Source organism: Stenotrophomonas sp. LST15-1-1.1, from assembly GCF_040815575.1.
In the GTDB taxonomy this organism is placed as follows: domain Bacteria; phylum Pseudomonadota; class Gammaproteobacteria; order Xanthomonadales; family Xanthomonadaceae; genus Stenotrophomonas; species Stenotrophomonas lactitubi_B.
This window is the reverse complement of the sequence record NZ_JBFPNJ010000023.1, coordinates 192,851-213,448: the sequence shown is the minus strand read 5'-3', so window position 1 is coordinate 213,448 and position 20,598 is coordinate 192,851. Positions and strand designations below refer to the sequence as shown.

At 67.2% G+C, this 20,598-nt stretch carries 23 protein-coding genes; 11 read left to right on the top strand and 12 right to left on the bottom strand.

The window, feature by feature from the left end; translation table 11 throughout:
• Positions 1-52: 52 nt before the first annotated feature.
• From MRBLST15_RS11310 to MRBLST15_RS11290, 5 genes are all read left to right on the top strand, one after another.
• Positions 53-1,267 (top strand): amidohydrolase family protein, encoded by a 1,215-nt coding sequence (locus MRBLST15_RS11310; RefSeq protein ID WP_414716130.1) that lies wholly within the window; start codon positions 53-55, stop codon positions 1,265-1,267.
• Positions 1,268-1,286: 19 nt separating this feature from the next.
• Positions 1,287-1,919 (top strand): 2-hydroxychromene-2-carboxylate isomerase, encoded by a 633-nt coding sequence (locus tag MRBLST15_RS11305; RefSeq protein ID WP_367785942.1) that lies wholly within the window; start codon positions 1,287-1,289, stop codon positions 1,917-1,919.
• 95 nt (positions 1,920-2,014) lie between these two features.
• Positions 2,015-2,956, top strand: coding sequence for a DegV family protein (locus MRBLST15_RS11300; protein ID WP_367785941.1), 942 nt, complete (start codon positions 2,015-2,017; stop codon positions 2,954-2,956).
• 78 nt (positions 2,957-3,034) lie between these two features.
• Entirely contained in the window at positions 3,035-3,373 is a 339-nt protein-coding gene (locus MRBLST15_RS11295) for a hypothetical protein (protein ID WP_265953340.1), read from the top strand.
• Between the two features lie 154 nt (positions 3,374-3,527).
• Entirely contained in the window at positions 3,528-3,926 is a 399-nt protein-coding gene (locus MRBLST15_RS11290; RefSeq protein ID WP_367785940.1) for a hypothetical protein, read from the top strand.
• A gap of 95 nt (positions 3,927-4,021) precedes the next feature.
• On the opposite strand, the gene MRBLST15_RS11285 is transcribed toward MRBLST15_RS11290, so the two are convergent.
• From MRBLST15_RS11285 to MRBLST15_RS11270, 4 genes are all read right to left on the bottom strand, one after another.
• On the bottom strand, positions 4,022-5,440 hold the full coding sequence (locus tag MRBLST15_RS11285) for an efflux transporter outer membrane subunit (protein WP_367785939.1): 1,419 nt from the start codon (positions 5,438-5,440) through the stop codon (positions 4,022-4,024).
• The gene (locus MRBLST15_RS11280) at positions 5,437-6,519 is read right to left on the bottom strand and encodes an HlyD family secretion protein (RefSeq protein WP_367785938.1); all 1,083 of its coding nucleotides are present in this window, start codon (positions 6,517-6,519) and stop codon (positions 5,437-5,439) included. The genes MRBLST15_RS11285 and MRBLST15_RS11280 overlap by 4 nt, the downstream gene beginning before the upstream one ends.
• Positions 6,520-6,541: 22 nt before the next feature.
• On the bottom strand, positions 6,542-8,071 hold the full coding sequence (locus tag MRBLST15_RS11275; protein WP_367785937.1) for an MFS transporter: 1,530 nt from the start codon (positions 8,069-8,071) through the stop codon (positions 6,542-6,544).
• Positions 8,072-8,225: 154 nt separating this feature from the next.
• Positions 8,226-9,143 carry a LysR family transcriptional regulator gene (locus tag MRBLST15_RS11270; protein ID WP_265953345.1) on the bottom strand — a complete coding sequence of 306 codons (918 nt, stop codon included), beginning with the start codon at positions 9,141-9,143 and terminating at the stop codon, positions 8,226-8,228.
• A gap of 141 nt (positions 9,144-9,284) precedes the next feature.
• Between MRBLST15_RS11270 and MRBLST15_RS11265 the strand changes: the two genes are divergently transcribed.
• Both MRBLST15_RS11265 and MRBLST15_RS11260 read left to right on the top strand, forming a co-directional pair.
• Positions 9,285-9,725, top strand: a complete 441-nt coding sequence (locus tag MRBLST15_RS11265) for a universal stress protein (protein ID WP_265953346.1) — start codon at positions 9,285-9,287, stop codon at positions 9,723-9,725.
• Between the two features lie 11 nt (positions 9,726-9,736).
• A complete protein-coding gene (locus MRBLST15_RS11260) occupies positions 9,737-10,207 on the top strand; it encodes a hypothetical protein (protein WP_312705808.1) in 471 nt (156 codons plus the stop codon).
• Between the two features lie 42 nt (positions 10,208-10,249).
• Here the strand turns inward: MRBLST15_RS11260 and MRBLST15_RS11255 are convergent, their stop codons facing one another.
• Positions 10,250-11,695: a GGDEF domain-containing protein gene (locus MRBLST15_RS11255; protein WP_265953348.1), complete on the bottom strand. Its 1,446-nt coding sequence runs from the start codon at positions 11,693-11,695 to the stop codon at positions 10,250-10,252.
• Between the two features lie 233 nt (positions 11,696-11,928).
• Between MRBLST15_RS11255 and MRBLST15_RS11250 the strand changes: the two genes are divergently transcribed.
• A complete protein-coding gene (locus MRBLST15_RS11250; protein WP_099820969.1) occupies positions 11,929-12,792 on the top strand; it encodes a PA4780 family RIO1-like protein kinase in 864 nt (287 codons plus the stop codon).
• 72 nt (positions 12,793-12,864) lie between these two features.
• Here MRBLST15_RS11250 and fghA read toward each other — a convergent pair whose 3' ends face one another.
• The 5 genes from fghA to MRBLST15_RS11225 all read right to left on the bottom strand — a co-directional run bounded on the left by fghA (position 12,865) and on the right by MRBLST15_RS11225 (position 16,539).
• Complete coding sequence (fghA, locus tag MRBLST15_RS11245) at positions 12,865-13,695, bottom strand: S-formylglutathione hydrolase (protein WP_367785936.1); 831 nt, start codon at positions 13,693-13,695, stop codon at positions 12,865-12,867.
• A 63-nt stretch (positions 13,696-13,758) separates the two neighbouring features.
• Positions 13,759-14,118: a YqcC family protein gene (locus MRBLST15_RS11240; RefSeq protein ID WP_367785935.1), complete on the bottom strand. Its 360-nt coding sequence runs from the start codon at positions 14,116-14,118 to the stop codon at positions 13,759-13,761.
• Positions 14,119-14,126: 8 nt separating this feature from the next.
• Positions 14,127-15,236, bottom strand: a complete 1,110-nt coding sequence (locus MRBLST15_RS11235; RefSeq protein WP_367785934.1) for an S-(hydroxymethyl)glutathione dehydrogenase/class III alcohol dehydrogenase — start codon at positions 15,234-15,236, stop codon at positions 14,127-14,129.
• A 62-nt stretch (positions 15,237-15,298) separates the two neighbouring features.
• On the bottom strand, positions 15,299-15,574 hold the full coding sequence (gene frmR, locus MRBLST15_RS11230; RefSeq protein ID WP_005411009.1) for a formaldehyde-responsive transcriptional repressor FrmR: 276 nt from the start codon (positions 15,572-15,574) through the stop codon (positions 15,299-15,301).
• Between the two features lie 56 nt (positions 15,575-15,630).
• Positions 15,631-16,539: a LysR substrate-binding domain-containing protein gene (locus MRBLST15_RS11225; RefSeq protein WP_367785933.1), complete on the bottom strand. Its 909-nt coding sequence runs from the start codon at positions 16,537-16,539 to the stop codon at positions 15,631-15,633.
• 131 nt (positions 16,540-16,670) lie between these two features.
• Between MRBLST15_RS11225 and MRBLST15_RS11220 the strand changes: the two genes are divergently transcribed.
• On the top strand, positions 16,671-17,774 hold the full coding sequence (locus MRBLST15_RS11220) for an alkene reductase (RefSeq protein ID WP_367785932.1): 1,104 nt from the start codon (positions 16,671-16,673) through the stop codon (positions 17,772-17,774).
• An 82-nt stretch (positions 17,775-17,856) separates the two neighbouring features.
• Entirely contained in the window at positions 17,857-18,273 is a 417-nt protein-coding gene (locus MRBLST15_RS11215; protein ID WP_367785931.1) for a VOC family protein, read from the top strand.
• A 9-nt stretch (positions 18,274-18,282) separates the two neighbouring features.
• Here MRBLST15_RS11215 and MRBLST15_RS11210 read toward each other — a convergent pair whose 3' ends face one another.
• Complete coding sequence (locus MRBLST15_RS11210; protein ID WP_367785930.1) at positions 18,283-18,978, bottom strand: DAPG hydrolase family protein; 696 nt, start codon at positions 18,976-18,978, stop codon at positions 18,283-18,285.
• A gap of 75 nt (positions 18,979-19,053) precedes the next feature.
• Here MRBLST15_RS11210 and MRBLST15_RS11205 point away from each other — a divergent pair, with 75 nt between their 5' ends.
• Positions 19,054-19,716 carry a TetR/AcrR family transcriptional regulator gene (locus MRBLST15_RS11205; protein WP_312705814.1) on the top strand — a complete coding sequence of 221 codons (663 nt, stop codon included), beginning with the start codon at positions 19,054-19,056 and terminating at the stop codon, positions 19,714-19,716.
• A gap of 147 nt (positions 19,717-19,863) precedes the next feature.
• On the opposite strand, the gene MRBLST15_RS11200 is transcribed toward MRBLST15_RS11205, so the two are convergent.
• Positions 19,864-20,535, bottom strand: coding sequence for an SMI1/KNR4 family protein (locus MRBLST15_RS11200; protein WP_367785929.1), 672 nt, complete (start codon positions 20,533-20,535; stop codon positions 19,864-19,866).
• Between the last annotated feature and the right edge of the window lie 63 nt (positions 20,536-20,598).

Sequence of the window (20,598 nt, the reverse complement as noted above, 5' to 3'; positions counted from 1 at the left end):
GGGCATGTTCAAGGCAATGGTGAAGCCTGCCGCAACGCTCGGCGCTGCCGTCATGGCGCTGGCCTGCATCGCATCGTCTGCGCAGGCGCAGGACCTGCTGGTGCGCGGTGCGACCGTCGCCACCGCCAGCGCACGCGGCAACGTGGAAGACGCCGACGTGCTGGTGCAGGGCGGCATCATCCGCGCGGTGGGTCGCGGCCTGTCCGCACCGGCCGGCGTGCCGGTGGTCGAGGCCAGGGGCCGCACGCTGACCCCGGCCCTGTTCGGCGGCATCACCGAGATCGGCATCGAGGAAGTGTCCGGTGAATCGAGCACGGTCGACAGCGCGCTGAAGATCGGTGAGCAGCCGCTGCGTCCGGAATTCGACGTGACCCTGGCCTACAACCCCGCTTCGGTGCTGATTCCGGTGGCACGCCTGGATGGCATCGGCTTCACGGCGCTGGGTGCGGCCACCGGTGGTGGCTTCGTTGCTGGCCAGGGCGGCGTGGTGCGCTTCGATGGCAGTGCCGACCCGATCGGCCCGCGCGCCCTGTTCCTGCGCCTGGGTGCTGCTGCATCTGAACTGACCGGACAATCGCGCGCGGCGCAGTGGATGCTGCTGCAGCAGATGGTCGACGAAGCGCGTGGCCAGGTCGCCGCCGACTCGCCGCATGCGCTGCTGACCCCGGCCGGTCGCCGCACGCTGGCCCGCTATCTGTCCGGCCAGGGCCGCATCGTGGTGGAAGTGGACCGCGCGGCCGACATCCGCCAGCTGTTGCGCTGGGCAGCCCGCGAAAAAGTGAAGATCGCCATTGCCGGCGGTGCCGAGGCCTGGCAGCTGGCACCGGAACTGGCAGCGGCCAAGGTGCCGGTGTTCGTCGACGCACTAGGCAACCTGCCGACGACCTTCGACCAGATCGGCGCCACCCTGGAAAACGCCGCGCGGTTGCAGCGCGCCGGCGTACCGGTGGCCTTCGCACAGCGCGACGATGCCTCGCACAACGCGCGCAAGATGCGCCAGCTGGCCGGCAATGCGGTAGCCAATGGCCTGCCCTGGGCCGACGGCCTGGCCGGGCTGACCCGGGTACCGGCCGAGGTGCTGGGTGTGGCCGACCAGATCGGCAGCATCGAGCCGGGCAAGCGCGCCGACCTGGTGCTGTGGGAAGGTGATCCGCTGGATGTGGCGCACTATGCAGAGCAGGTCTGGCTGGGCGGTCGCGCGATGCCGATGCGCTCGCGCCAGACCGAACTGCGCGACCGCTACCTGCAGCGCAACGCGCAGCCCTGACCGCTACAAGGAGCCACAGATGCCCACCCTGCGCTGGTATTTCGACTTCGTCTCGCCGTACTCCTACCTGCACTGGCAGAAGGTGAAGCGGCTGCCGCAGTTCGAGCACATCCAACCGGTACCGATCGCCTTCGGTGCGGTCCTGCACCATCTGGGCAACCTCGGCCCGGCGGAGATCCCGGCCAAGCGCCGTTTCATGTACCGCCAGCTGCTGTGGACCGCGCAGGCCGAGAGCACCCCTCTGCGCTTCCCGCCCGGGCATCCGTTCAACCCACTGGCGGCCCTGCGCCTGTGCCTGGCCGCGGGCGCCAGCTCCGAGGCGGTGGATGTGCTGTTCGACTGGATCTGGCGCGACGGCCACGCGGCCGACAGCGCCCCGGCCCTGCGCGACCCGGCCGCCCGGCTGGGTGTCAGCGACGTGGAAGCAGCCATTGGCGAACCGGCGATCAAGGAACAGCTGCGACGCAACACCGACGCAGCGATCGAGGCTGGCGTATTCGGCGTGCCGACCCTGGCCATCGACGGCGAACTGTTCTGGGGCAACGATACCCACCCGCTGATGGCGGCGGTGCTGGACGACCCGGGCCTGCTGGATCGCCCCGACTGGCAGCAGGCGGTGGCCCTGCCGATGGCGGTGCAGCGCAGTCGCTGAACAGGCAGTGGCGCATTTCCCTCGCGCGCCCGATCCGGTTTTGAGATAGTTTTCACATTTCCGAACCTACAACCGCCCTGGAGGGGGAGCCGCGGATGCGCATCGGAATCGTCGTCGACTCGGCCTGCGACCTGCCGCAGGACTTCATTGCCGAGCACAACATCGTGCTGTTGCCGATCACCGTACGGATCGGCGAAGCCGTGCTCGCCGACCACCGCGACGAGCAGGCCACGCTGAGCTTCCTGCACGCACACGTCGCCGAGCACGGCGCCGAAGCGGAGACCATCCCCTTCAGCGTCAACCAGATCCGCGACCTGTTCCTGCAGCGCTTGGTGATCGATTACGACCACGTGTTCTGCATGACCATCACCAAGACCCGCAGCCCGATCCACGACAACGCGCTGCAGGCCAGCTTCGCCATCCTCAACGACTACAAGCCGGTGCGGCAGGCGGCAGGCTACAACTCGCCGTTCGCGCTGCGTGTGCTCGACACCCAGAACCTGTTCGCCGCACAGGCGGTGACGGCGGTGGAAGCGGTGCGCCTGCGTGCCAGCGACGCCAGCGTGCAGCAGATCCGCGAGCGCCTGGAAGAACTGGCCGGCAACGTGCACGGCTACATGGTCACCCGCGACCTCTACTACATGCGCGCCCGCGCGCGGCACAAGGGCGACCGCAGCGTCGGTCTGCTCAGCGCGGCGCTGGGCAGTGCGCTGGACATCAAGCCGGTGCTGCATGGCTATCGCGGCGAGACCGGGCCGGTGGCGAAGATCAAGGGTTTCGACAACGCCGTGCTGAAGCTGTTCGGCGTGGTCGGCCAGCGCGTACGCGCCGGACTGATGACGCCCACCGTGTGCGTCAGCTACGGCGGCGAACTGGACGAGCTGCGCGCCCTGCCCGGCTATGCGCAGATGAAAGACGTCTGCGCTGGTCATGGCGTGACCGTGTACGAATCGGTGATGAGCCTGACCGGCATGGTCAACGTCGGCAAGGGCGCGGTCACCGTGGGCTTCGCCGATGGGCCGCATCGGTTTGAATGAAGGCCAACCACGCATTGGAATCTGCACATCGATTCCACCGCGTCTATGCCAGCCTTGCCGCACCTCAAGGAGACCAACATGCCTGCGCAGTACCACATCAGCCTGCCCGACCCGTCCAAGGCCCGCGGCAATGACCCCGACCTGTCCTTCCATTCGCAGGGCGCGGCCGGCTTCGCCGAAGAACTGCAGAACGCGCTGCGCAATGGCAGCCTGTTCGAACGCTGGCGCGACAAGCAGCCGGACCCGGATGCGGTGGAACCGCAGTGGGGCGCGACCGATCCGGAAGCCACCGTGACCGGTGAGCAGAAGGATCTGCGCATCAACCTGGTGGCCACCACCCGTATCGACAGTGACGTGTTCAAGCAGCGCCTGCGCCTGCTGGCCGGGCACCACTGGGAACTGCGCGACGTGCGTTGAGGCCACGCGCTTTGGTAGGTGCCAACCTTGGTTGGCGCTTTCCAGAAGGCTGCCAACCAAGGTTGGCATCTACCGACTCCTCGTTGCCGGCACTACCGAGCACCAGGGCCTGCTGCTATCGTGCCGCCGCCAACGGTGACTGCACGGATTGCACATGGACCCCAAGCTCAAAGCCCTTATCGAGCAGACCAACCTGTCGGACCTGCTGCCGTCGGCGCCCAAGGAAATGGACCTGCAGCAGCCGGTGGCGTCGCCTGAACCCGCAAAACCGCAGCCTGCCCGTTCCACCAACGATGCACTGCAGGTGTATTTCGGTGGTACCGACATGGTTGGCAAGCTCGCCAACGCGCCCACCAGTGGACGCATAAGGACCTTCGCAATGATCCTGCTGGGCGGACCGACCATCGTACTCGGCCTGCTTCTGCTGGGCATGGTCTGGACCGAGCCTGGCAAGTCGGTGTTCGCGCTGGTCTACGGCACCGTCATCGCAGCGGTGTTGATCGGCATCTGGCCTTATCTGCTGTTCCGCAAGCGCGAGAAACCGTCGGACTGACGCGGACTGCCGACCAGGGTGATGCCGGCCGCTGGCCGGCAATCCATGCATCCTGCAGCTGCCGGCCAGCGGCCGGCACTACCCCATCCTGCGTGCTACCAACCGCCGCCCAGCGCGCGATACAGTTCCACCCGTGCAATCGCGGCCGTGGCCTGGCTGTTGGCCAGCGCGGCCTGGTTGTCCAGCGCGACGCGCTGCGTGCTCAACACGTCCAGCATGTCGACCACGCCTGCCTGGTACTGCCGACGCGCAGCGCCCAGCGCCGTCTCGCTCTCATCCACCGCCACATGCAGCTGCGCGGTACGCTGCTGTTCGGCGGCATAGCTGTCGATGGCATCGTCCACTTCGTGCCAGGCCTGCAGCACGGTACGGCGGAACTGCAGCGCCGACTGTTGCTGCTGCAGCCTGCTCAACGCCAGGTTGGCCTTCAGGCGTCCGCCCTGGAAGATGGGCAGGCTGATCGACGGCCCGATGCTGAAGCGGTGGGCGTTCCAGCCATCCAGGTCATCCAGCTGCCTGGCCTGGAAACCGGCATCGCCATTCAAGGTGATGCGCGGCAGGAAACTGGCTTTGGCCACGCCGATGCCCGCCGTGGCTGCATGCAGTGCGGCCTCGGCACGGCGGACATCGGGGCGACGCTCGGCCAGCTCACTGGGCACGCCCACGGCGAGGGTCGGCAACGCAGGCCAGTCGCGGCGCGCGCTCCGCAACTGCGCGTCCAGTGTCTGCGGTGGCTGCGGTGGCTGCGCCAGCAGGAACGCCAGCGCATTGCGCAGTTGTGATTCGCGATGCCGCAACGGCGCGATACGCGCCTGCAACGATGCCACCTGTGCCGCCGCACTGGACACCTGCAACGTGCTGGCCACGCCCTGGCGTTGGCGCGCTTCGGTCAACCGCTTGATGTCGTGGGCGATGCTGAGGTTGTCCTCGGTGATGGCCAGCAGCTGGCGTGTTGCGCGCAACTGCAGGTAATCGCGCGCGGTTTCCGCCAGCAGCGCGATGCGCACTGCATGTGCATCTTCCTCGGCCATCTGTACGCGCGCGTCGGCGGCTTCCACCTGGCGGCGCACGCGCCCCCACAGATCCAGTTCCCAGCTCAGGCCGATGCCGGCCTGGAACAGCCCATAGTCATCACGACCGCCGTTGCCGGACGGATCGTTCAAGCCCACCTCGCTGTTGCGTGCGCGTGCGCCGCTGGCGGTTGCGCTGACGCTGGGCAGACGGTCGGCGGCGCTGATGCCGCGCGCGGCGCGGCTCTGCTGCACGCGGTTGGCGGCCAGCTGCAGGTCGAGATTGGCCTGCAGCACCTGCGTCGCCAATTGCCCCAGCAGCGGGTCGTCGAAACCGGACCACCAACTTGCGTCGTCGTCCAGCGCAGCTGACGCCACCGCTTCGCCCTGCCACTGCGTGGGCAGTTCGGCCTGCGGGCGCACGAAGTCCGGGCCCAGCGTGCAGGCGGTCAGCGCCGTGCACAGTACCGCTGCAGCCAGTACACGTGGGAACACACGGATCATGCGCCCTCCCCGCCCTTGCGGTGCTGCTTGCGCTGCGCGCTCTGCACCCGCTGCGGGCTCTGCAGATCCACGCTCGCTTCCACCGACATGCCGGCACGCAGCTGGCCCAGCAATGCCTGCCCAGGCTCCAGCACGATCTTCACCGGAATGCGCTGCACCACCTTGGTGAAGTTGCCGGTCGCGTTCTCCGGTGCAACCGCGGCGAAGGTCACGCCGGTGGCTGGTGCGATGCTGTCGATATGGCCACGCAGCGGTGTGCCGGGGAACACGTCCACCTTCAGCTCAACCTGCTGCCCCGGCTGCATGCGGGTCATCTGCGTTTCCTGGAAGTTGGCGACCACGAAGGCGCGCTGCAGCGGCACCACCGCGGCCACCGGCGTGCCCGGGGTCAGGTAGGCACCGACGCGCACTGCGCGGCGCCCGACCAGGCCGTCGATCGGTGCGCGCAGCTTGGTGTGCGACAGATCCAGCTCGGCGCGTGCCTGCGCGGCTTCGGCACGCTGCACGGCCGCCTGCGCGGCCTGCACCCCGGCAGTAAGGATGTCGGTGCGCTGGCGCGCGGTCGACAGTGCGGCCTGCCCCTGTTGCAGGTGCGCATTGGCGACGGCCTGCTTCGACTGCGCCTGCTGTGCGTTCTGCACGGTACCGGCACCGTCGCGGGCCAGCTCGCGGTAACGCTGCTGGTCGGCGCTGGCCAGGGTCAGCTCGGAACGGCTGACATCCACACTCGCCCTGGCCTGTTCGATCAGCGAGCCCTGCTGTGCCAGCGCTGCCTGTGCGTTGGCCAGCTGCGCACGCGCATTGGCCACGTCGGCGCGGGCGGCCAGCAACGCGACCTGGTAGTCACGGTCATCGATGCGGGCCAGCACGTCACCGGCCTTCACCGCTTGGTTGTCTTCCACCTCCACCGCGCTGACGAAGCCGGCGATCTTCGGCGCGACCACCGTGTAATCAGCAACCACATAGGCGTTGTTGGTGGTCTGGTGGCGGCCATCGCGCAGCAGCAACCAGGCACCACCGGCCAGAAGCAGCACGCCCAGGCCGAGGCCGGCGTTGAGATACGTTCGATTGATTGTCATGAGGGGGTTCCTGCGAAGGGGATCAGGCCACGGCACGTGGCGGATGGATGCGGGTGGGCATCCAGGCAATGAGAGGAATGAAGGCCAGCGCGACCAACGCGACCAGCAGGTAGAGATCGGCCGAGGTCAATGCCTGCACCTGCGCATGCAGGCGCGCGCCGAGTTGCGGCCCATCGGCCAGCCACGGCTGTTCGCCGAGGCGTTCGACCAGCACGGTGGAATGGAAATGTCGGCGTCCCTGCGCGACCGCTTCAAGCACGCCGCTGGCAAGTACTGCGGCAAAACCCTTCACCGTGTTGAACCACGCCGAGGCGAAGGGGCCGTCCTGTGGCGCAAGGCCACCGGTGGCCAGCATCAGCAGCGGCAGTACCGCCATCGGCTGGGCAAACACCTGCAGCAGCTGCACCCACAGGAAGTTGTCGCGGATCCAGCTCACGTCCAGATGTGCACCCAGCCAGCAGGCCAGTGCCAGCATCGCCAGGCCGGTGGCCTGCACCCAGCGGCAATCGACCGCGCGGATGTTCAGCAATGCGGCTACCAGCGGCAGCGCGATTACCTGCGGCACCGCCACCCACAGCAGCATCGGTGCGGTCTGTTGCGGCCGATAGCCCTGCACGCTGGCGAGGAAGCCGGAGGGAATGGAGATCACCGCCAGCAGCACGAACAACACGCCACCCAGAGTAATCAGCGAATAGCTGAGGTTGCGGTTGGCCAGCAGCTGCAGCTTGAAGAACGGCAGTGGATGGAACCATTCGTTGATGAAGAACAGCACCAGCAGACCCGCACCGCCACCCAGCATCAGCGTGATCAACGACGAGTCGAACCAGTTCAAGCGCGGGCCCTGCACCAGGCCCAGTACCAGCAGCACAAGTGCCGGCAGGCCGAGCATCAGGCCGACGCCGTCGAACTGTGCGAAGCGCTCCAGCCGCAGGGGATCCTGTGGCAGCCCCCAGCCGACCATCGCCATCGCCGCCAGGCAGTACGGCACGATCTGCCAGAACGCCCAGTGCCAGCCCACCTGCTCCACCCAGAACGCGGCCAGCGGGGTGCCCATGCTCGGCCCGAAGGTGGCGGTCAGTGCGTAGGCGGCCAGGCCGTACAGCTTGATGCCCGGCGGCAGGAAGCGCAGCGCCACGCTCATCAGCAGCGGCGGCAACGCGCCACCGCACAGGCCCTGCAACGCGCGCAGCACCAGAAAGGTCTGCAGGTTGGGGGCCAGCGGGCACAGCACGCCCAGCAGCATGAACCCGCCGATCATCGCCAACGCAAAACGGCGCAGCGAGAAGGTGGCGGCGCACCACGGTGCGAACGCCATCGCGCTGACCGACATCGCGCTGTACAGCGCCACGATCCAGCTGCCGTCATCGACGCTGAAACCCATCGCACCGCGGATGTCGGCCAGTGCGACCTTGGTGACGTTCTCGTTGAAGCCCGACACCAGCACCGCCAGCAGCACACCGCACAGCCCTACCAGGATGCGCCGGTCGAGCCCAGGTGCAGAGACGGGACGGGACGCTGCCGGCGCCGGCAGTACGGCGGCAGGCGTGCTCACTGCCGGCCGCCGATCCGTGCAGTGCACGGCATATGTGGAGTCATTGGATTGCGCTCAGTGAAACTATCGGGAGCGCAGTCTAGAAAGGCCGTTGCCTGTGAAAAATGGCGTACCCGGCATCGCAGGCGTGCGTCCGGCGCACGCCTGCCAGCGATCAGTGGCGGGCCGCCTCGACCGAATCGCACATCCCCTTGATCGCCCGCCGCAGCCACTGGTGCGCCGGGTCGTTGTCCATGCGCGGGTGCCAGGCCTGCACCAGCGCCACGGTACGCACCGGCACCGGCAGCGGGAACATGCGCAGCGGCAGGCCCATGTGGGTGATGCGGTCGAGCATCACGCTCGGCATCTGCGGCAATACCAGGTCCGAATCCGCGGCGGCGAAGATCGCGCCGTGGAAGGTGGGGATGACCACCGCCACCCGCCGCTGCAGGCCCAGCACGGCCAGTTCCTCGTCGATCGGGCCGTGCGCCAGCCCGCGCCGGGACACGGCGATATGGTCGCAGGCCGCGAAGCGCTCGGCACTGATGTCGCCGTCGAACAGCGGATGATCCTCGCGTGCGGCGCCCAGCAGCGAGGTGGTGAACAGATGCTGCACCTTGGTTTCCGGGCTGTGCTTGCCCGCGGTGCTGATGTACAGGTCGATCCGCCCCTGCACCATCGCATCGTCATCGGTATCGCCTTCGGGCACGAAGCGCAGCATGCAGCGCGGTGCCTGCTGGCGGAACACCTCGCGCAGGCGGCCACCATAGCTGCCGATGAACACATCGTTGGCGCGCACGCTGAACGTGCGTTCCAGGGTGGCCATGTCGACCTCGCGGCCGGCATTGAACACGCGGTGTGCCTGCTCGATCACATCGCGCACCTGCTCACGCAGTTCCAGCGCGCGGGGTGTGGGAGCAAGCCCACGGCCGGCCCGCACCAGCACCGGATCCCCCAGGGCCACCCGCACCCGGCCGAGGGTACGGCTCATCGCCGGCGCACTGAGATTCATCCGCCGCGCAGCGGCGGCCACGCTGCATTCGTCGATCAGCACGTCCAGTGCCAGCAACAGGTTCAGGTCCGGCAGGGGCATGGCAGTCTCCCGTAAATGCGGTGACTCTACTGCAATCCAAACCAACCAGAGTTGCGTCCCGCGCACGCATTGACTGCGGCGCACGGCATGGGTGCGCGCGACGACATGCGCGACCATCACCGCCCTGCAAAGGAGCTTTTCATGTTCAACACCCTGCTGGTCGCACTTGATGGCGGCCCCCAGCACGACCGCGTGCTGGACCTGGCCGCCGCCATGGCCGGCCCTCGCAGCCGCCTGCACCTGCTGTGCGTGCTCGATCCCGAATTCGCGCTGGCAGCGGATGCCACTGATGCCGACCGCCGCGAATATCCCGCCGCCGCCCGGCAGCAGGCACATGCCGAAGCCGTGCTGGCCGACGCCCTGGCCGAGCTGCGCGAGCGCGGCGTGGACGCCATCGCACAGCTACCGTCCGGCGACCCGGGCGAAGTGATCAGTGCGCAGGCGCGGCGCCTGCAGTGCGACCTGATCGTCATCGGCCACCGCCATCTGTCGCGTCTGCAGCGTCTGTTCGAGCCCTCGGTCGGGCAATGGACCATCGACCACGCGCCCTGCCCGGTGCTGGTGGAAACGCGCGATCCGTAGGTACTCCCGGCATGGCCTCACGTTCCCCCGTATTTCCCACCCGCGTGAGTTATCGCGCCTTCGGCCGTCAGTTCAGTCGTGGCGAACAGGCCCTGCTGGCTGCGCTGCGGCAACTGGGCGACCCTGCGCTGCAGGCCGAGGGCCTGCTGCAACTGGCCGCACTGGGCCTGGATGCCGAAGGACGCGACGCCTTCCGTGAACTGCTGCCATTGCTGGCCACGCCGCATGCACCGATCGAACTGCTGCCGGCCGGGTCGCCGTTCATTTCCGCCAGCGAACTGGACCTGCTGGTCTGCCTGCTGCGCATTGCGCAATGGCGGCACGCACGCCCACGCGAGGACGATGTGCTGGCACCGCTGCGTCGCCAACTGGCATCTTGTGCGGCGGCGGTGCACGCCACGCCGTTGATATTGCGCCAGCGGTCGCTGTCACCAGTGGGCCTGCGCCTGCTGGATCCGGCCGGATGGCTACGCCAGCGCTGATCGGCTGCACACCTTTCTGCCGCGGCCGTGGCGCAGGCGTGCTCAACAGTCCAGCGTGCCGTGCGCGCCACCGTCGTCATCCAGCACATGGGCGTGCAAGGTCACCTGGTTGCGGCCTGCACGCTTGGCCGCGTACAGGCCGGCATCGGCATCGGCCAGCAGCTGTTCGGCGCTGGCCAGCGCCGGTGGATGCAGGTAGCCCACCCCCACGCTGATGCTGACCGGGCCTTCCGGCAGCGGCAGCGCTTCCACCGCCTCGCGCAGACGCTCGGCCAGTGCCAGCACACCCGACAACGGGCTGCCGGGCACGATCACTGCGAACTCCTCACCACCATAGCGCGCCACGCTGTCGGCCGCGCGCCCGGCGGTGGCCTGCAGCACCGCGGCCACCGCCTGCAGGCAGCGGTCGCCAGCGGGATGACCGTGCTCGTCGTTGAACGCCTTGAAATGGTCGATGTCCACCAGCAGCAGGCCCAGTTCGGTGCCGCTGCGGCGCGCGCGGTTCCATTCGGCCAACAGCAGCGTATCGAACTGACGGCGATTGGCTACGCCGGTCAGACCATCCTGCCGCGCCAGCTGGTCCAGGCCCGCCTGTCGTTCAAGCAGATCGATCTGCAGCAGGGTGCTGCGCAGGCTGAAGCCCAGCGTCGCCACCACGAAGCCGGTCACCGCCAGCGGTCGGGCGTGATCCACCACCAGGGTACCGACCACCAGCAGCAGCAATGGCAGGATGATCGGTCCACCCGCCTGTACCAGCCGCGACAGGCGCGGATGCAGCGATAGGCCGGGCGCTGGCGCCTGCCGCAGCGCCAGCATGGCCAGCAACAGGAACGGCAGGTCGATCAGCAGATCGTTGTAGGCACCAAAGGACTGCTCGGCGGTGTAATGGTTGATGTAGTACGCCACCACCAGATAGACAAGCGCATACAGCGCCAGCGCGCGGAAGAAGCTGCGCCGTTCCGGCACGTCGCCGGCCAGCCAGCGCACCACCGCGAAGCCGGCGATGCACAGGTTCTGGATGTCGAACATGCGCTGCATGTGCGCCATCGCCTGGTCATCGATATCGATGCGGTCGGCGAAGGACTGGGTATGCACGAAGAACAGCACGCCCAGCAGCGCCGCCATCACGCCGTCGATCAGGCTGATGACGCGACGTTCGCGCCGGGCACGGGCGAGGATGAACACCAGCGGCACGCCATACAGCACGTACAGCAGCAGACTGACACGGGGGGTAAGGTCGGCCCGTCCCGCCCCCAGCGCGTCGGCCATGTTGAACGCCATGCCGCCGGCCCAGAGCAGCAGCGCCATGGCAGTGGCCCGCCAGCCCAGTGCAGCGCGGTCGCGCTGACCGCGCCACAGGCAGGCCGCAGCGGCCAGCAGAGGCGCCGCGGTCAGGAACACGAACGATCCCCCACCGGCCGTACCCGGCCAGAACGCCACTACCACGCCATGGCAGATCACGAATATCAGCGCCAGCACAACCAGCATGCATCCCCCATGCGCAAGGCCGTATGGCGGCACGATAACGCGCCGCCACGCCACAGCGGCGTGATCCACGTTGGAAAAGACGGATACGCGACAGTGGCAGCCGTCTCGCGAAATGGTTGCCCGGCGACGCTCGCGGGCCAGCCGGGAAGCCGCCCGACAGCCGCGACCTGTAAAATGCGAAAATCCCTCCCCATCCTGGCGAGCGCCTCCGCGCCGGCCACCCCAGATATCCCGTGAAAACCCCCGAAGGACTGCGCGCGCTGATCGACGACGGCGTGATCGATGAAGTGCTACGCCCGCTCAAGAGCGGCAAGGAAGCGGCCGTGTACGTGGTACGCAGCGGCAACGAGGTGCGCTGCGCGAAGGTCTACAAGGACATGGCCCAGCGCAGCTTCCAGCAGCGCGTGCAGTACCAGGAAGGCCGCAAGGTGCGCGGCAGCCGTGAGGCGCGTGCGGTGGGCAAGGCCAGCAAGTACGGCCGCAAGCAGCAGGAAACGGCCTGGAAGAACACCGAGGTGGACTCGCTGTACCTGCTGCGTGATGCCGGCGTGCGCGTGCCCGAGCCATACGGCTACTTCCACGGCGTGCTGGTGATGGAGCTGGTCACCGATGCCGACGGTTTCTCCGCCGCCCGCCTGGGCGAAGTGGAACTGGAGCCCGAACAGGCCCGCCAGTTCCACCAGACCCTGGTCCGCCAGGTGGTGCGCATGCTGTGCTGCGGCCTGATCCATGGCGATCTCTCGCCGTACAACGTGCTGGTCGGTCCCGATGGCCCGGTGGTGATCGATTTCCCCCAGGTGGTCAGTGCAGGCGGCAACAACGCCGCGCGCAGCATGCTGCTGCGGGACGTCAACAACCTCACCGCCTACTTGGGCCGTTTCGCCCCTGAACTGCTGGACAGCTGGTATGGCGAGGAAATGTGGGCGCTGTTCGAGGCTGGCAGCCTGCTGCCGGACAGCGAGCTCACCGGCACCTTTGTGCACGATGAATCTACCGTCGACCTCGACAGCGTGCGCCACGCCATCAACGATGCGCGCGAAGAAGCCCTGATCCGCCAGCAGGGCCGTGAAGCGGCGGAAGAAGACGACGACGTATAAGCGCCACGCCATGCGTGGCGGCTCGACGCTACGGACAAGCCAGAGCAGCCGAGCGTGGGCTCGGCTACAGGGTCAGGCCTTCAGTGCGCGCGCGTGGTGGGCGATGTGCTCGCCGATGAAGCTGGCGATGAAGTAGTAGCTGTGGTCGTAGCCCGGCTGCAGGCGCAGGCTCAGCGGATGGCCGGCCGCTTGGCAGGCCTGCTGCAGGCGCTGAGGCTGCAGCTGGGTCTGCAGGAACTCATCCCCCTCACCCTGGTCGACCAGCAGCGGCAGTTGCTCGCTGGCGTTGGCGATCAGCGCGGTGGCGTCCCACTGCGCCCAGTCGGCCGGGTTGTCACCGAGGTAGGCCGTGAACGCCTTCTGTCCCCACGGCACCTGGCTGGGCGCAACGATCGGCGAGAACGCCGACACGCTGCGGTAGCTTCCCGGGTTGCGCAGCGCGATCACCAGTGCACCGTGGCCGCCCATCGAATGACCGCTGATCCCGCGCGCGTCGGTCACCGGGAAATTCGCTTCGATCAGCGCCGGCAGTTCCTGCGCCACGTAGTCATGCATGCGGTAGTGCTTCGCCCACGGCTGTTGCGTGGCGTTGAGGTAGAAGCCCGCGCCCTTGCCCAGGTCATAGCCCTCGGCATCGGCCACGTCATCGCCGCGCGGACTGGTATCCGGGGCGACGATGATTACGCCGTGCTCGGCCGCATAGCGCTGCGCCCCGGCCTTGGTGATGAAATTCTGCTCGGTGCAGGTCAGCCCGCTCAGCCAGTACAGCACCGGCAGCTTCTGCGTCTCCGCCTGCGGCGGCAGGTATACGGCGAACTGCATGTCGCAGCCCAGCGTGGTCGAATGATGGCGGTAGACGTCCTGCCAGCCACCGGCACAGGCGCGGTGTTCAATACGTTCCATGGTGCTCTCCTGCGCGGCGCGTCAGCGCACGCGTGCTTCTGGTAGATGCCGACCGTGGTCGGCTTATCCACGCACGGCGTGGATGCCTTTGTTGATCAGTTCGTCCAGCTGTGCCAGCAAGCGCAGTAACGGCTCGACGCCAGGCTGGCCATCAAGATTGCGATATGCCGCCGCTGCCACGTTGCTGCGCGGCGGCCACTGGCCATCAGCGCGGGCCTGGTGCAGGCGCGGCAGGAATACCTGCCCCAGCCACTGCTCGAACGACATGCCATCGTCGCTGCCGAAGGCCGAAGTCACCGCACGCGGTGGCCCCACTTCACCCACGACCCAGCCCAGCGCGCGCAGCGCCTGCTCGATCGGGGCCACCAGGGCCGCGCGCGGGTCTTCCGCACGCGGCCGGCGCAGGGCATCCAGCCAGCCCATGACGCGCCTCAGTAATGGACCACCGAACGGATCGACTTGCCTTCGTGCATCAGGTCGAAGGCTTCGTTGATCTTGTCCAGGTCCATGGTGTGGGTGACGAACGGGGCCAGCTCGATATCGCCCTTCATCGCGTCTTCGACCATGCCCGGCAGCTGGCTGCGGCCCTTCACGCCACCGAACGCGGTACCCATCCACTTGCGGCCGGTGACCAGCTGGAACGGACGGGTGGAGATCTCCTGGCCCGAACCGGCCACGCCGATCACTACGCTCTGGCCCCAGCCGCGGTGGGCGCATTCCAGCGCCGCACGCATCACGTTGACGTTGCCGATGCACTCGAAACTGTGGTCCACGCCCCAGGTGGTCATTTCAACAATGACCTGCTGGATCGGCTTGTCGAAGTCCTTCGGGTTGATGCAGTCGGTGGCACCGAATTCGCGGGCCAGCTCGAACTTGGACGGGTTGGTATCCACCGCGATGATGCGGCCGGCCTTGGCCTGGCGCGCGCCCTGGATCACCGCCAGGCCGATGCCGCCCAGGCCGAACACAGCCACGCTGTCGCCTTCCTGCACCTTGGCGGTGTTGTGTACTGCACCGATGCCGGTGGTGACGCCGCAACCGAGCAGGCAGACGTGCTCCGGGTTCGCGTCCCGGTTGATCTTCGCCAGCGACACCTCGGCAACGACGGTGTATTCGCTGAAGGTCGAGCAGCCCATGTAGTGGTAGATCGGCTCGCCGTTGTAGCTGAAACGGCTGGTGCCATCGGGCATCACGCCCTTGCCCTGGGTGGCACGCACCGACACGCACAGGTTGGTCTTGCCGCTCTTGCAGAACAGGCATTCACCACACTCGGCGGTGTACAGCGGAATCACGTGGTCGCCCGGCTTGACGCTGGTCACGCCCTCGCCCACTTCCACCACAATGCCGGCACCTTCGTGGCCCAGCACCACCGGGAACAGGCCTTCCGGATCATCGCCGGACAGGGTGAACGCATCGGTGTGGCAGACACCGGTGTGGGTGATCTTGACCAGCACTTCGCCCTGCTTCGGCGGGGCGACGTCGATCTCGACGATCTGCAGCGGCTGGCCGGGACCAAAGGCGACGGCGGCACGGGACTTCATGATGGCACTCTCCAAAATGGCTTGCGGAAAACAGGATGCGCGGCGCTGTGTCGCGCCGTCGTTCATTTCAAGTACGAGCGGATCAACGCGCTCATGTCGCGCACACGTTCGGCGCGTTGTTCATCGGAAGCGGCGGGCTGGCCGAACTCCTCACGCAGGTGCGCCTCCATCACTTCGGACATCAGGCCGTTGACCGCACCACGGATGGCGGCGATCTGCTGCAGCACCGGCCCGCAGTCGGCGCCGGCTTCCAGCGCGCGGTCCAGCGCATCGCACTGGCCGCGAATGCGGCGCACGCGGGCGAGAACCTTCTTTTTCTCTTCGGGGGAGTGCGGCATGGCAGGCCGGCCTCGGAACTATACTGGGGGATAGTATACAGAAGCCGATCCGGAGCTCAATCGAACGCGCCCTCTCCCGCCAACCGGGTCAGCTCCTCCACCACATAGCGCACCTTCGGCCGCAGATGCCGCGTCTGTGGCCACAGCGCGTGAATGTCCACGTGGTGCTTCATGCAGTGATCGAGCACCGACTGCAGCGCGCCGGACTCAAGATGCCGGCGCACCAGCGATACCGGCATCTGGCAGATGCCCAGGCCAGCCAGCGCGCCTTCGATCACCGCATCGCCATCATTGAGCTGGTAGGTGCCGCTGGGAATGAACACCCCCTGGGTGCCCGCATCGCCCATCCGCCAGGCCACGGGTTGTCCATGGCGGTAGCCGACGATGCTGCGATGTGCATGCAGCTCGTCAACGGTTCGTGGCGTGCCATGCGCATGCAGGTACGCCGGCGCGGCGCAGGTCACCAGCCGCTGGCTGGCCAGCTTGCGCGCAACCAGGTGCTCAGCATGGTGCAGGCCGCCGAAGCGGATCAGCAGGTCGATGCCTTCCTCCAGCGGATCAACGAAGTGATCGGTGAAAGTCATCGTCAACTGCAGGTCCGGATACTGCTGGCACATTTTCAGCAGCACCGGCAGCACCACCAGCCGACCGAACGAGGACGGCATATCGATGCGCAGGCGGCCGCTCGGCAGATGCGCCGCCGAGCCCAGGCACGCTTCGGCTGCCGCGATTTCATCCAGCGCCGCCGCGCACGAGGCGTAGTAGGCCTCGCCATCGGTGGTCAGCGCGATGCGCCGGGTGGTGCGATGGAACAGGCGCACCCCCAGCCGCGCTTCCAGCCGGGCAATGGCCTTGCCGACGGCCGAGCGCGAGATGCCCAGGGCATCGGCCGCTTCGGTGAAGGTGGCCGAGCGCGCCGTGGTGACGAAGGTCGCCAGGCCATTCAAGGATTCGACGGGAAGCATCGGCGGACTCGCTTATTGGGGACAGATAGTCCCGCTTGACGGGAAATTTACCGTCTTTATGCGCCTGCATGTCAACTCCATCATGGTGCTGTCGCGCCGTTGGCGCCCTCCCCCGCTCCGAGATGACTGACATGACCTCCCCCCTCTTCCACCCCTACGACCTGGCCGGAACACCACTGCGCAACCGCATCGCGATGGCGCCGATGACCCGCGCCCGCAACCCCGGTGCGGTCGCCAACGAACTCACTGCGCAGTACTACCGGCAACGCGCCAGCGCCGGCCTGATCATCAGCGAGGGCACGCCAGTGTCGGCGCAGGGCCAGGGCTATATCGACGTGCCGGGCATCTGGTCCGCTGAGCAGGTCGCCGGCTGGAAGCTTGTCACCGACGCCGTACACGCTGCGCAGGGCGCGATCTTCGCCCAGCTTTGGCACGTCGGCCGCATGTCACACGCCTCGCTGCAGCCCGACGGCGGCCAGCCGGTGAGCGCCGGCACACGGCCGGTGGCCAGCGATCCGAAGAACACCTCGTTCGTGTACCTGGACGACGGCAGCCGTGGCCATGCCGATCCGACGCCACCGCGCGCACTGCGCACCGACGAAGTGCCGGGTATCGTCAGCGACTTCGTACGCGGCGCTGAAAATGCCGTCGCCGCCGGCTTCGATGGCATCGAACTGCATGCGGCCAACGGCTACCTGTTCGAGCAGTTCCTCAACCCCGTCACCAATGACCGCAATGACCTCTACGGTGGCTCGCTGCGCAACCGCGCACGGCTGATCCTGGACACCGTGGATGCGATGGCCTCGCGCATCGGCGCGCACCGCGTTGGCGTGCGCCTGGCACCGAACAGCCAGGTCTTCGACATGCCGGCCTACGCAGAAAACGAAGCCAGCTATCTGTACCTGGCCGAGGAACTGGGCAAGCGCGGGTTGGCCTATGTGCATCTGAACGACAACCACCTGCACGGCGCACCGGCGATCGGCGAAGCCTTCCTCAAGGCCTTCAAACAGGCCTACGGCGGCACGGTCATCCTGGCCGGCGGCATGACACGCGAACGGGCTCTGCGACTGGTCGAGGACGGCATCATCGACCTGGCCGCGTTCGGCCAGCCGTTCATCGCCAACCCGGATCTGGTCGAGCGCCTGCAGCGCGATGTGCCGCTGGCCGTTCCGGATCGCAGCACCTATTACGGCGGTGGCAGCGAGGGCTACCTCGACTACCCGCTGGCACAGTAGATCCACCCCACGCGTGGAGGGGCGTCTTGATCCGGTCGGGCCACGAGCGCATCGTGGTCCGACCCGGCCTCGGTCCTGCCCCATGAACGCCTCAGCCGCGTCTTTCATCGTCAACCTCGACGTACCCGATCTTGCAGCTGCCGAAGCCTTCTACATCCAGGCCTTCGGCCTGCACAAGGGCCGCCGCCTCGGCGCCGGCGCGCGGGAAATGCTCGGCGGCCCCGCGCCGCTGTACCTGCTGCAGAACGATGCTGGCAGTACAGCGACCGAAGACGGCGATGTGCGCGATTACGAGCGCCATTGGACGCCCGTGCATCTGGACTGGGTGGTCGCTGACATCGACGCGGCGCTTGCCCGCGCGGTTGCGGCCGGAGCCACGCTCGAACGCCGCGTGCGCGAACGCCGCTGGGGAAAGATCGCCGTGCTGGCCGACCCGTTCGGCCACGGCTTCTGCCTGATCCAGTTCAGCGAGGCAGGCTACGACGCCCTGCTGGAATGACGCGCCTGCTCACCACGGCAGCGGTACCGCCTCGCCATTGGCGCGTTCGCCGTAATACAGCGATGGCAACAACCGCGACAGGAAACTGAACTCGGTATAGCAGTGCTTGAGCAGCCCCAGGCCGATCGCATCGCTGGCATCGCGCTGCGGATCTTCGCTGTCCAGGCCAAGCACGAAGCGGCTGCGCAGCACGCAACCGAACGGCGTATCGCGCGCGACGTGCAGCATCTGGCCATCGCAGGGATCACCGTGCGCGTCCAGACGAACGTGGTCACCAAAGCCGATGCGCGCGGCAATCACCGCCGAGACATCGCCTGCATCCTGCGCCGCCTGCAGACGCTCAGGTGTGAGCAACGTGCGCGGATCGTGGAACTTCAGGCGTGCCGCCACCGGCGGGATGTCGGCCAGTGACTCGACGGCGTGGATGCTGGCGCCATGGTAGCTGCGTCCACGCTGCCAGGCCGCGTCCCAGCCTCGGTGCTCGACGTGGTCCAGCGGGTGCCACCAGCGGATGTGCTGGGTGGTCTCGAAGAAGGTGAACCACCAGTCCAGCATGCGGCCCTTGCAGCCATGCAGATCGGTGCGCACCGCCACCAACAGAGTGCCGTCTTCGCGGCGCTGGATGCCGGTTTCCAGGTGCATCGGTGAGGGGTGGAGCAGGTCGTGGTGGTCCAGCCAGGCGTGAGCGTTGGCGACGGTGTCCATGGTGAGTCCTTGGTGATTCGAGGACTGGACAATACGGAAACGCTAAACGTTTCGCAATTATCGAAATGCGCTAGAATGTGCGCAATGACCGCTACTGTCCCGCCCGATCCGATCGCTCCACCCCGTCGCCGCGGCCGCCCCGCGCGGCCAGAGGCCGACGTCCGCCATGCCGTGCTGCAGGCGACGCTTGACCTGCTGCTGGCGCAGGGCTACGAAGCGACCACCATCGAAGCCGTCGCCGTGCATGCCGGCGTGGCCAAGAAGACGGTGTACCGGCATGCCGGCAACCGTGATGAGCTGGTAGGCCTGGCGGTGCGCGAGTGGACCGATGGCTTCGCACCGCAGCTGCAACGTGATGCCCACCACGCCGAAGACGTGCTGCCGCTGCTGCACGACATCCTGCAGGCGGTGTGCGCGCAGGCATTGTCAGCGCAGGCGGTGCGGGTATTCCGCCTGTTGACCACGGACTTCCCCGGCAAGGACGCGCTGCTGCGGGCCTACCTGGACAACGGCATCGGCCGCGGACGTGCGTTGCTGGCGGACTGGCTGGCGCGGCAGCAGCAGCGTGGCCTGCTGCGCGCCGGTGATCCAGAACGGATGGCGCGCCTGGTGCTGTCCATGGCCGTGGCCGAACCCCTGCGCGAGCGCGCCATCGGCGTGGTTGCAGAAGACGCATCGGTGGATGCGCACCTGCGTGACTGCCTGCAGTTGATGGAACCGATGCTGCAGGCTGCGTAGCAGGCGCCATCCACGCATGGCGTGGATCTACTGCCAGAAGGTGGAGGCCGACCGTTGGTCGGCACTCATCCATCGCGCCGCAGGAAGGACCAGGCAGTAGAGCCACGCCATGCGTGGCTTGGTATCCATGCCGTGCACCCGCGCAGCTCAATCCCGTACGTACGGCATTCTGCTGTCCATCCGCTCAAAGCCGATCAGCGGCTTCAGCAATGCCTGTACGTCCTCTTCACTGATGCCACCGCCGGCAATGTCATCCACACGCGTGAACAGCGCTTCCAGCGCAGCCACCTGATCCCCACGCAACCAACCGCGATGAGTGGACAGCCAGGCCTGCAGGTTCGCACCGATATCGCCTTCCGACAGCAGCGAATCATCTTCCTCCAGTTCAACCACCGCTTCGGCCATCTTGCGGAACAGGAAATCCTGGAGGTTCGCCGCCACCAGGTCGGCGCGATCATCGTCGTGCCAGACCAGCAGTACCGGCGGCTCAGCGAAGCCTGGTGCGTTGGTCCAGAAGCAATAGTTGTCGCCGGCGCCGGTGCGTGCGAACGGCAGCAGCTTCAGGTCTTCACGCAACGGGTTGTAGTGATCTTCGGCAGTCAGGTCTTCCCAGGCCGCGCGCAGTTCATTGGGCTCGATCGGTTCGTACTCGCTCGCGTACAGCAGCACTGGCGGCTGTGCCTGTACCTGTGGGAACACCTCACGGTACCAGCGCGGCCCCTGTTCGCCCCAACTGAAGTGGTTGCCTGCGACGAGCTGGTGGAACAGCGGCGGAAAGGCTTGGCTGGAGGCCTGTTCGAGATCGGCGAGCGTGCTCATGGAAGTCCTTGTTGGATGAGGGTGGTTACCTTAGCGCGTGCACCATCCACGCATGGCGTGGAT

Bases quoted from the DNA above. Each gene is read 5' to 3' on its own strand.
- MRBLST15_RS11310 (WP_414716130.1), top strand. From the start codon at position 53: ATGGCGCTGGCCTGCATCGCATCGTCTGCGCAGGCGCAGGACCTGCTG.
- MRBLST15_RS11305 (WP_367785942.1), top strand. From the start codon at position 1,287: ATGCCCACCCTGCGCTGGTATTTCGACTTCGTCTCGCCGTACTCCTAC.
- MRBLST15_RS11300 (WP_367785941.1), top strand. From the start codon at position 2,015: ATGCGCATCGGAATCGTCGTCGACTCGGCCTGCGACCTGCCGCAGGAC.
- MRBLST15_RS11295 (WP_265953340.1), top strand. From the start codon at position 3,035: ATGCCTGCGCAGTACCACATCAGCCTGCCCGACCCGTCCAAGGCCCGC.
- MRBLST15_RS11290 (WP_367785940.1), top strand. From the start codon at position 3,528: ATGGACCCCAAGCTCAAAGCCCTTATCGAGCAGACCAACCTGTCGGAC.
- MRBLST15_RS11285 (WP_367785939.1), bottom strand. From the start codon at position 5,440: ATGATCCGTGTGTTCCCACGTGTACTGGCTGCAGCGGTACTGTGCACG.
- MRBLST15_RS11280 (WP_367785938.1), bottom strand. From the start codon at position 6,519: ATGACAATCAATCGAACGTATCTCAACGCCGGCCTCGGCCTGGGCGTG.
- MRBLST15_RS11270 (WP_265953345.1), bottom strand. From the start codon at position 9,143: ATGCCCCTGCCGGACCTGAACCTGTTGCTGGCACTGGACGTGCTGATC.
- MRBLST15_RS11265 (WP_265953346.1), top strand. From the start codon at position 9,285: ATGTTCAACACCCTGCTGGTCGCACTTGATGGCGGCCCCCAGCACGAC.
- MRBLST15_RS11260 (WP_312705808.1), top strand. From the start codon at position 9,737: ATGGCCTCACGTTCCCCCGTATTTCCCACCCGCGTGAGTTATCGCGCC.
- MRBLST15_RS11255 (WP_265953348.1), bottom strand. From the start codon at position 11,695: ATGCTGGTTGTGCTGGCGCTGATATTCGTGATCTGCCATGGCGTGGTA.
- fghA (WP_367785936.1), bottom strand. From the start codon at position 13,695: ATGGAACGTATTGAACACCGCGCCTGTGCCGGTGGCTGGCAGGACGTC.
- MRBLST15_RS11240 (WP_367785935.1), bottom strand. From the start codon at position 14,118: ATGGGCTGGCTGGATGCCCTGCGCCGGCCGCGTGCGGAAGACCCGCGC.
- MRBLST15_RS11235 (WP_367785934.1), bottom strand. From the start codon at position 15,236: ATGAAGTCCCGTGCCGCCGTCGCCTTTGGTCCCGGCCAGCCGCTGCAG.
- frmR (WP_005411009.1), bottom strand. From the start codon at position 15,574: ATGCCGCACTCCCCCGAAGAGAAAAAGAAGGTTCTCGCCCGCGTGCGC.
- MRBLST15_RS11225 (WP_367785933.1), bottom strand. From the start codon at position 16,539: ATGCTTCCCGTCGAATCCTTGAATGGCCTGGCGACCTTCGTCACCACG.
- MRBLST15_RS11220 (WP_367785932.1), top strand. From the start codon at position 16,671: ATGACCTCCCCCCTCTTCCACCCCTACGACCTGGCCGGAACACCACTG.
- MRBLST15_RS11215 (WP_367785931.1), top strand. From the start codon at position 17,857: ATGAACGCCTCAGCCGCGTCTTTCATCGTCAACCTCGACGTACCCGAT.
- MRBLST15_RS11210 (WP_367785930.1), bottom strand. From the start codon at position 18,978: ATGGACACCGTCGCCAACGCTCACGCCTGGCTGGACCACCACGACCTG.
- MRBLST15_RS11205 (WP_312705814.1), top strand. From the start codon at position 19,054: ATGTGCGCAATGACCGCTACTGTCCCGCCCGATCCGATCGCTCCACCC.
- MRBLST15_RS11200 (WP_367785929.1), bottom strand. From the start codon at position 20,535: ATGAGCACGCTCGCCGATCTCGAACAGGCCTCCAGCCAAGCCTTTCCG.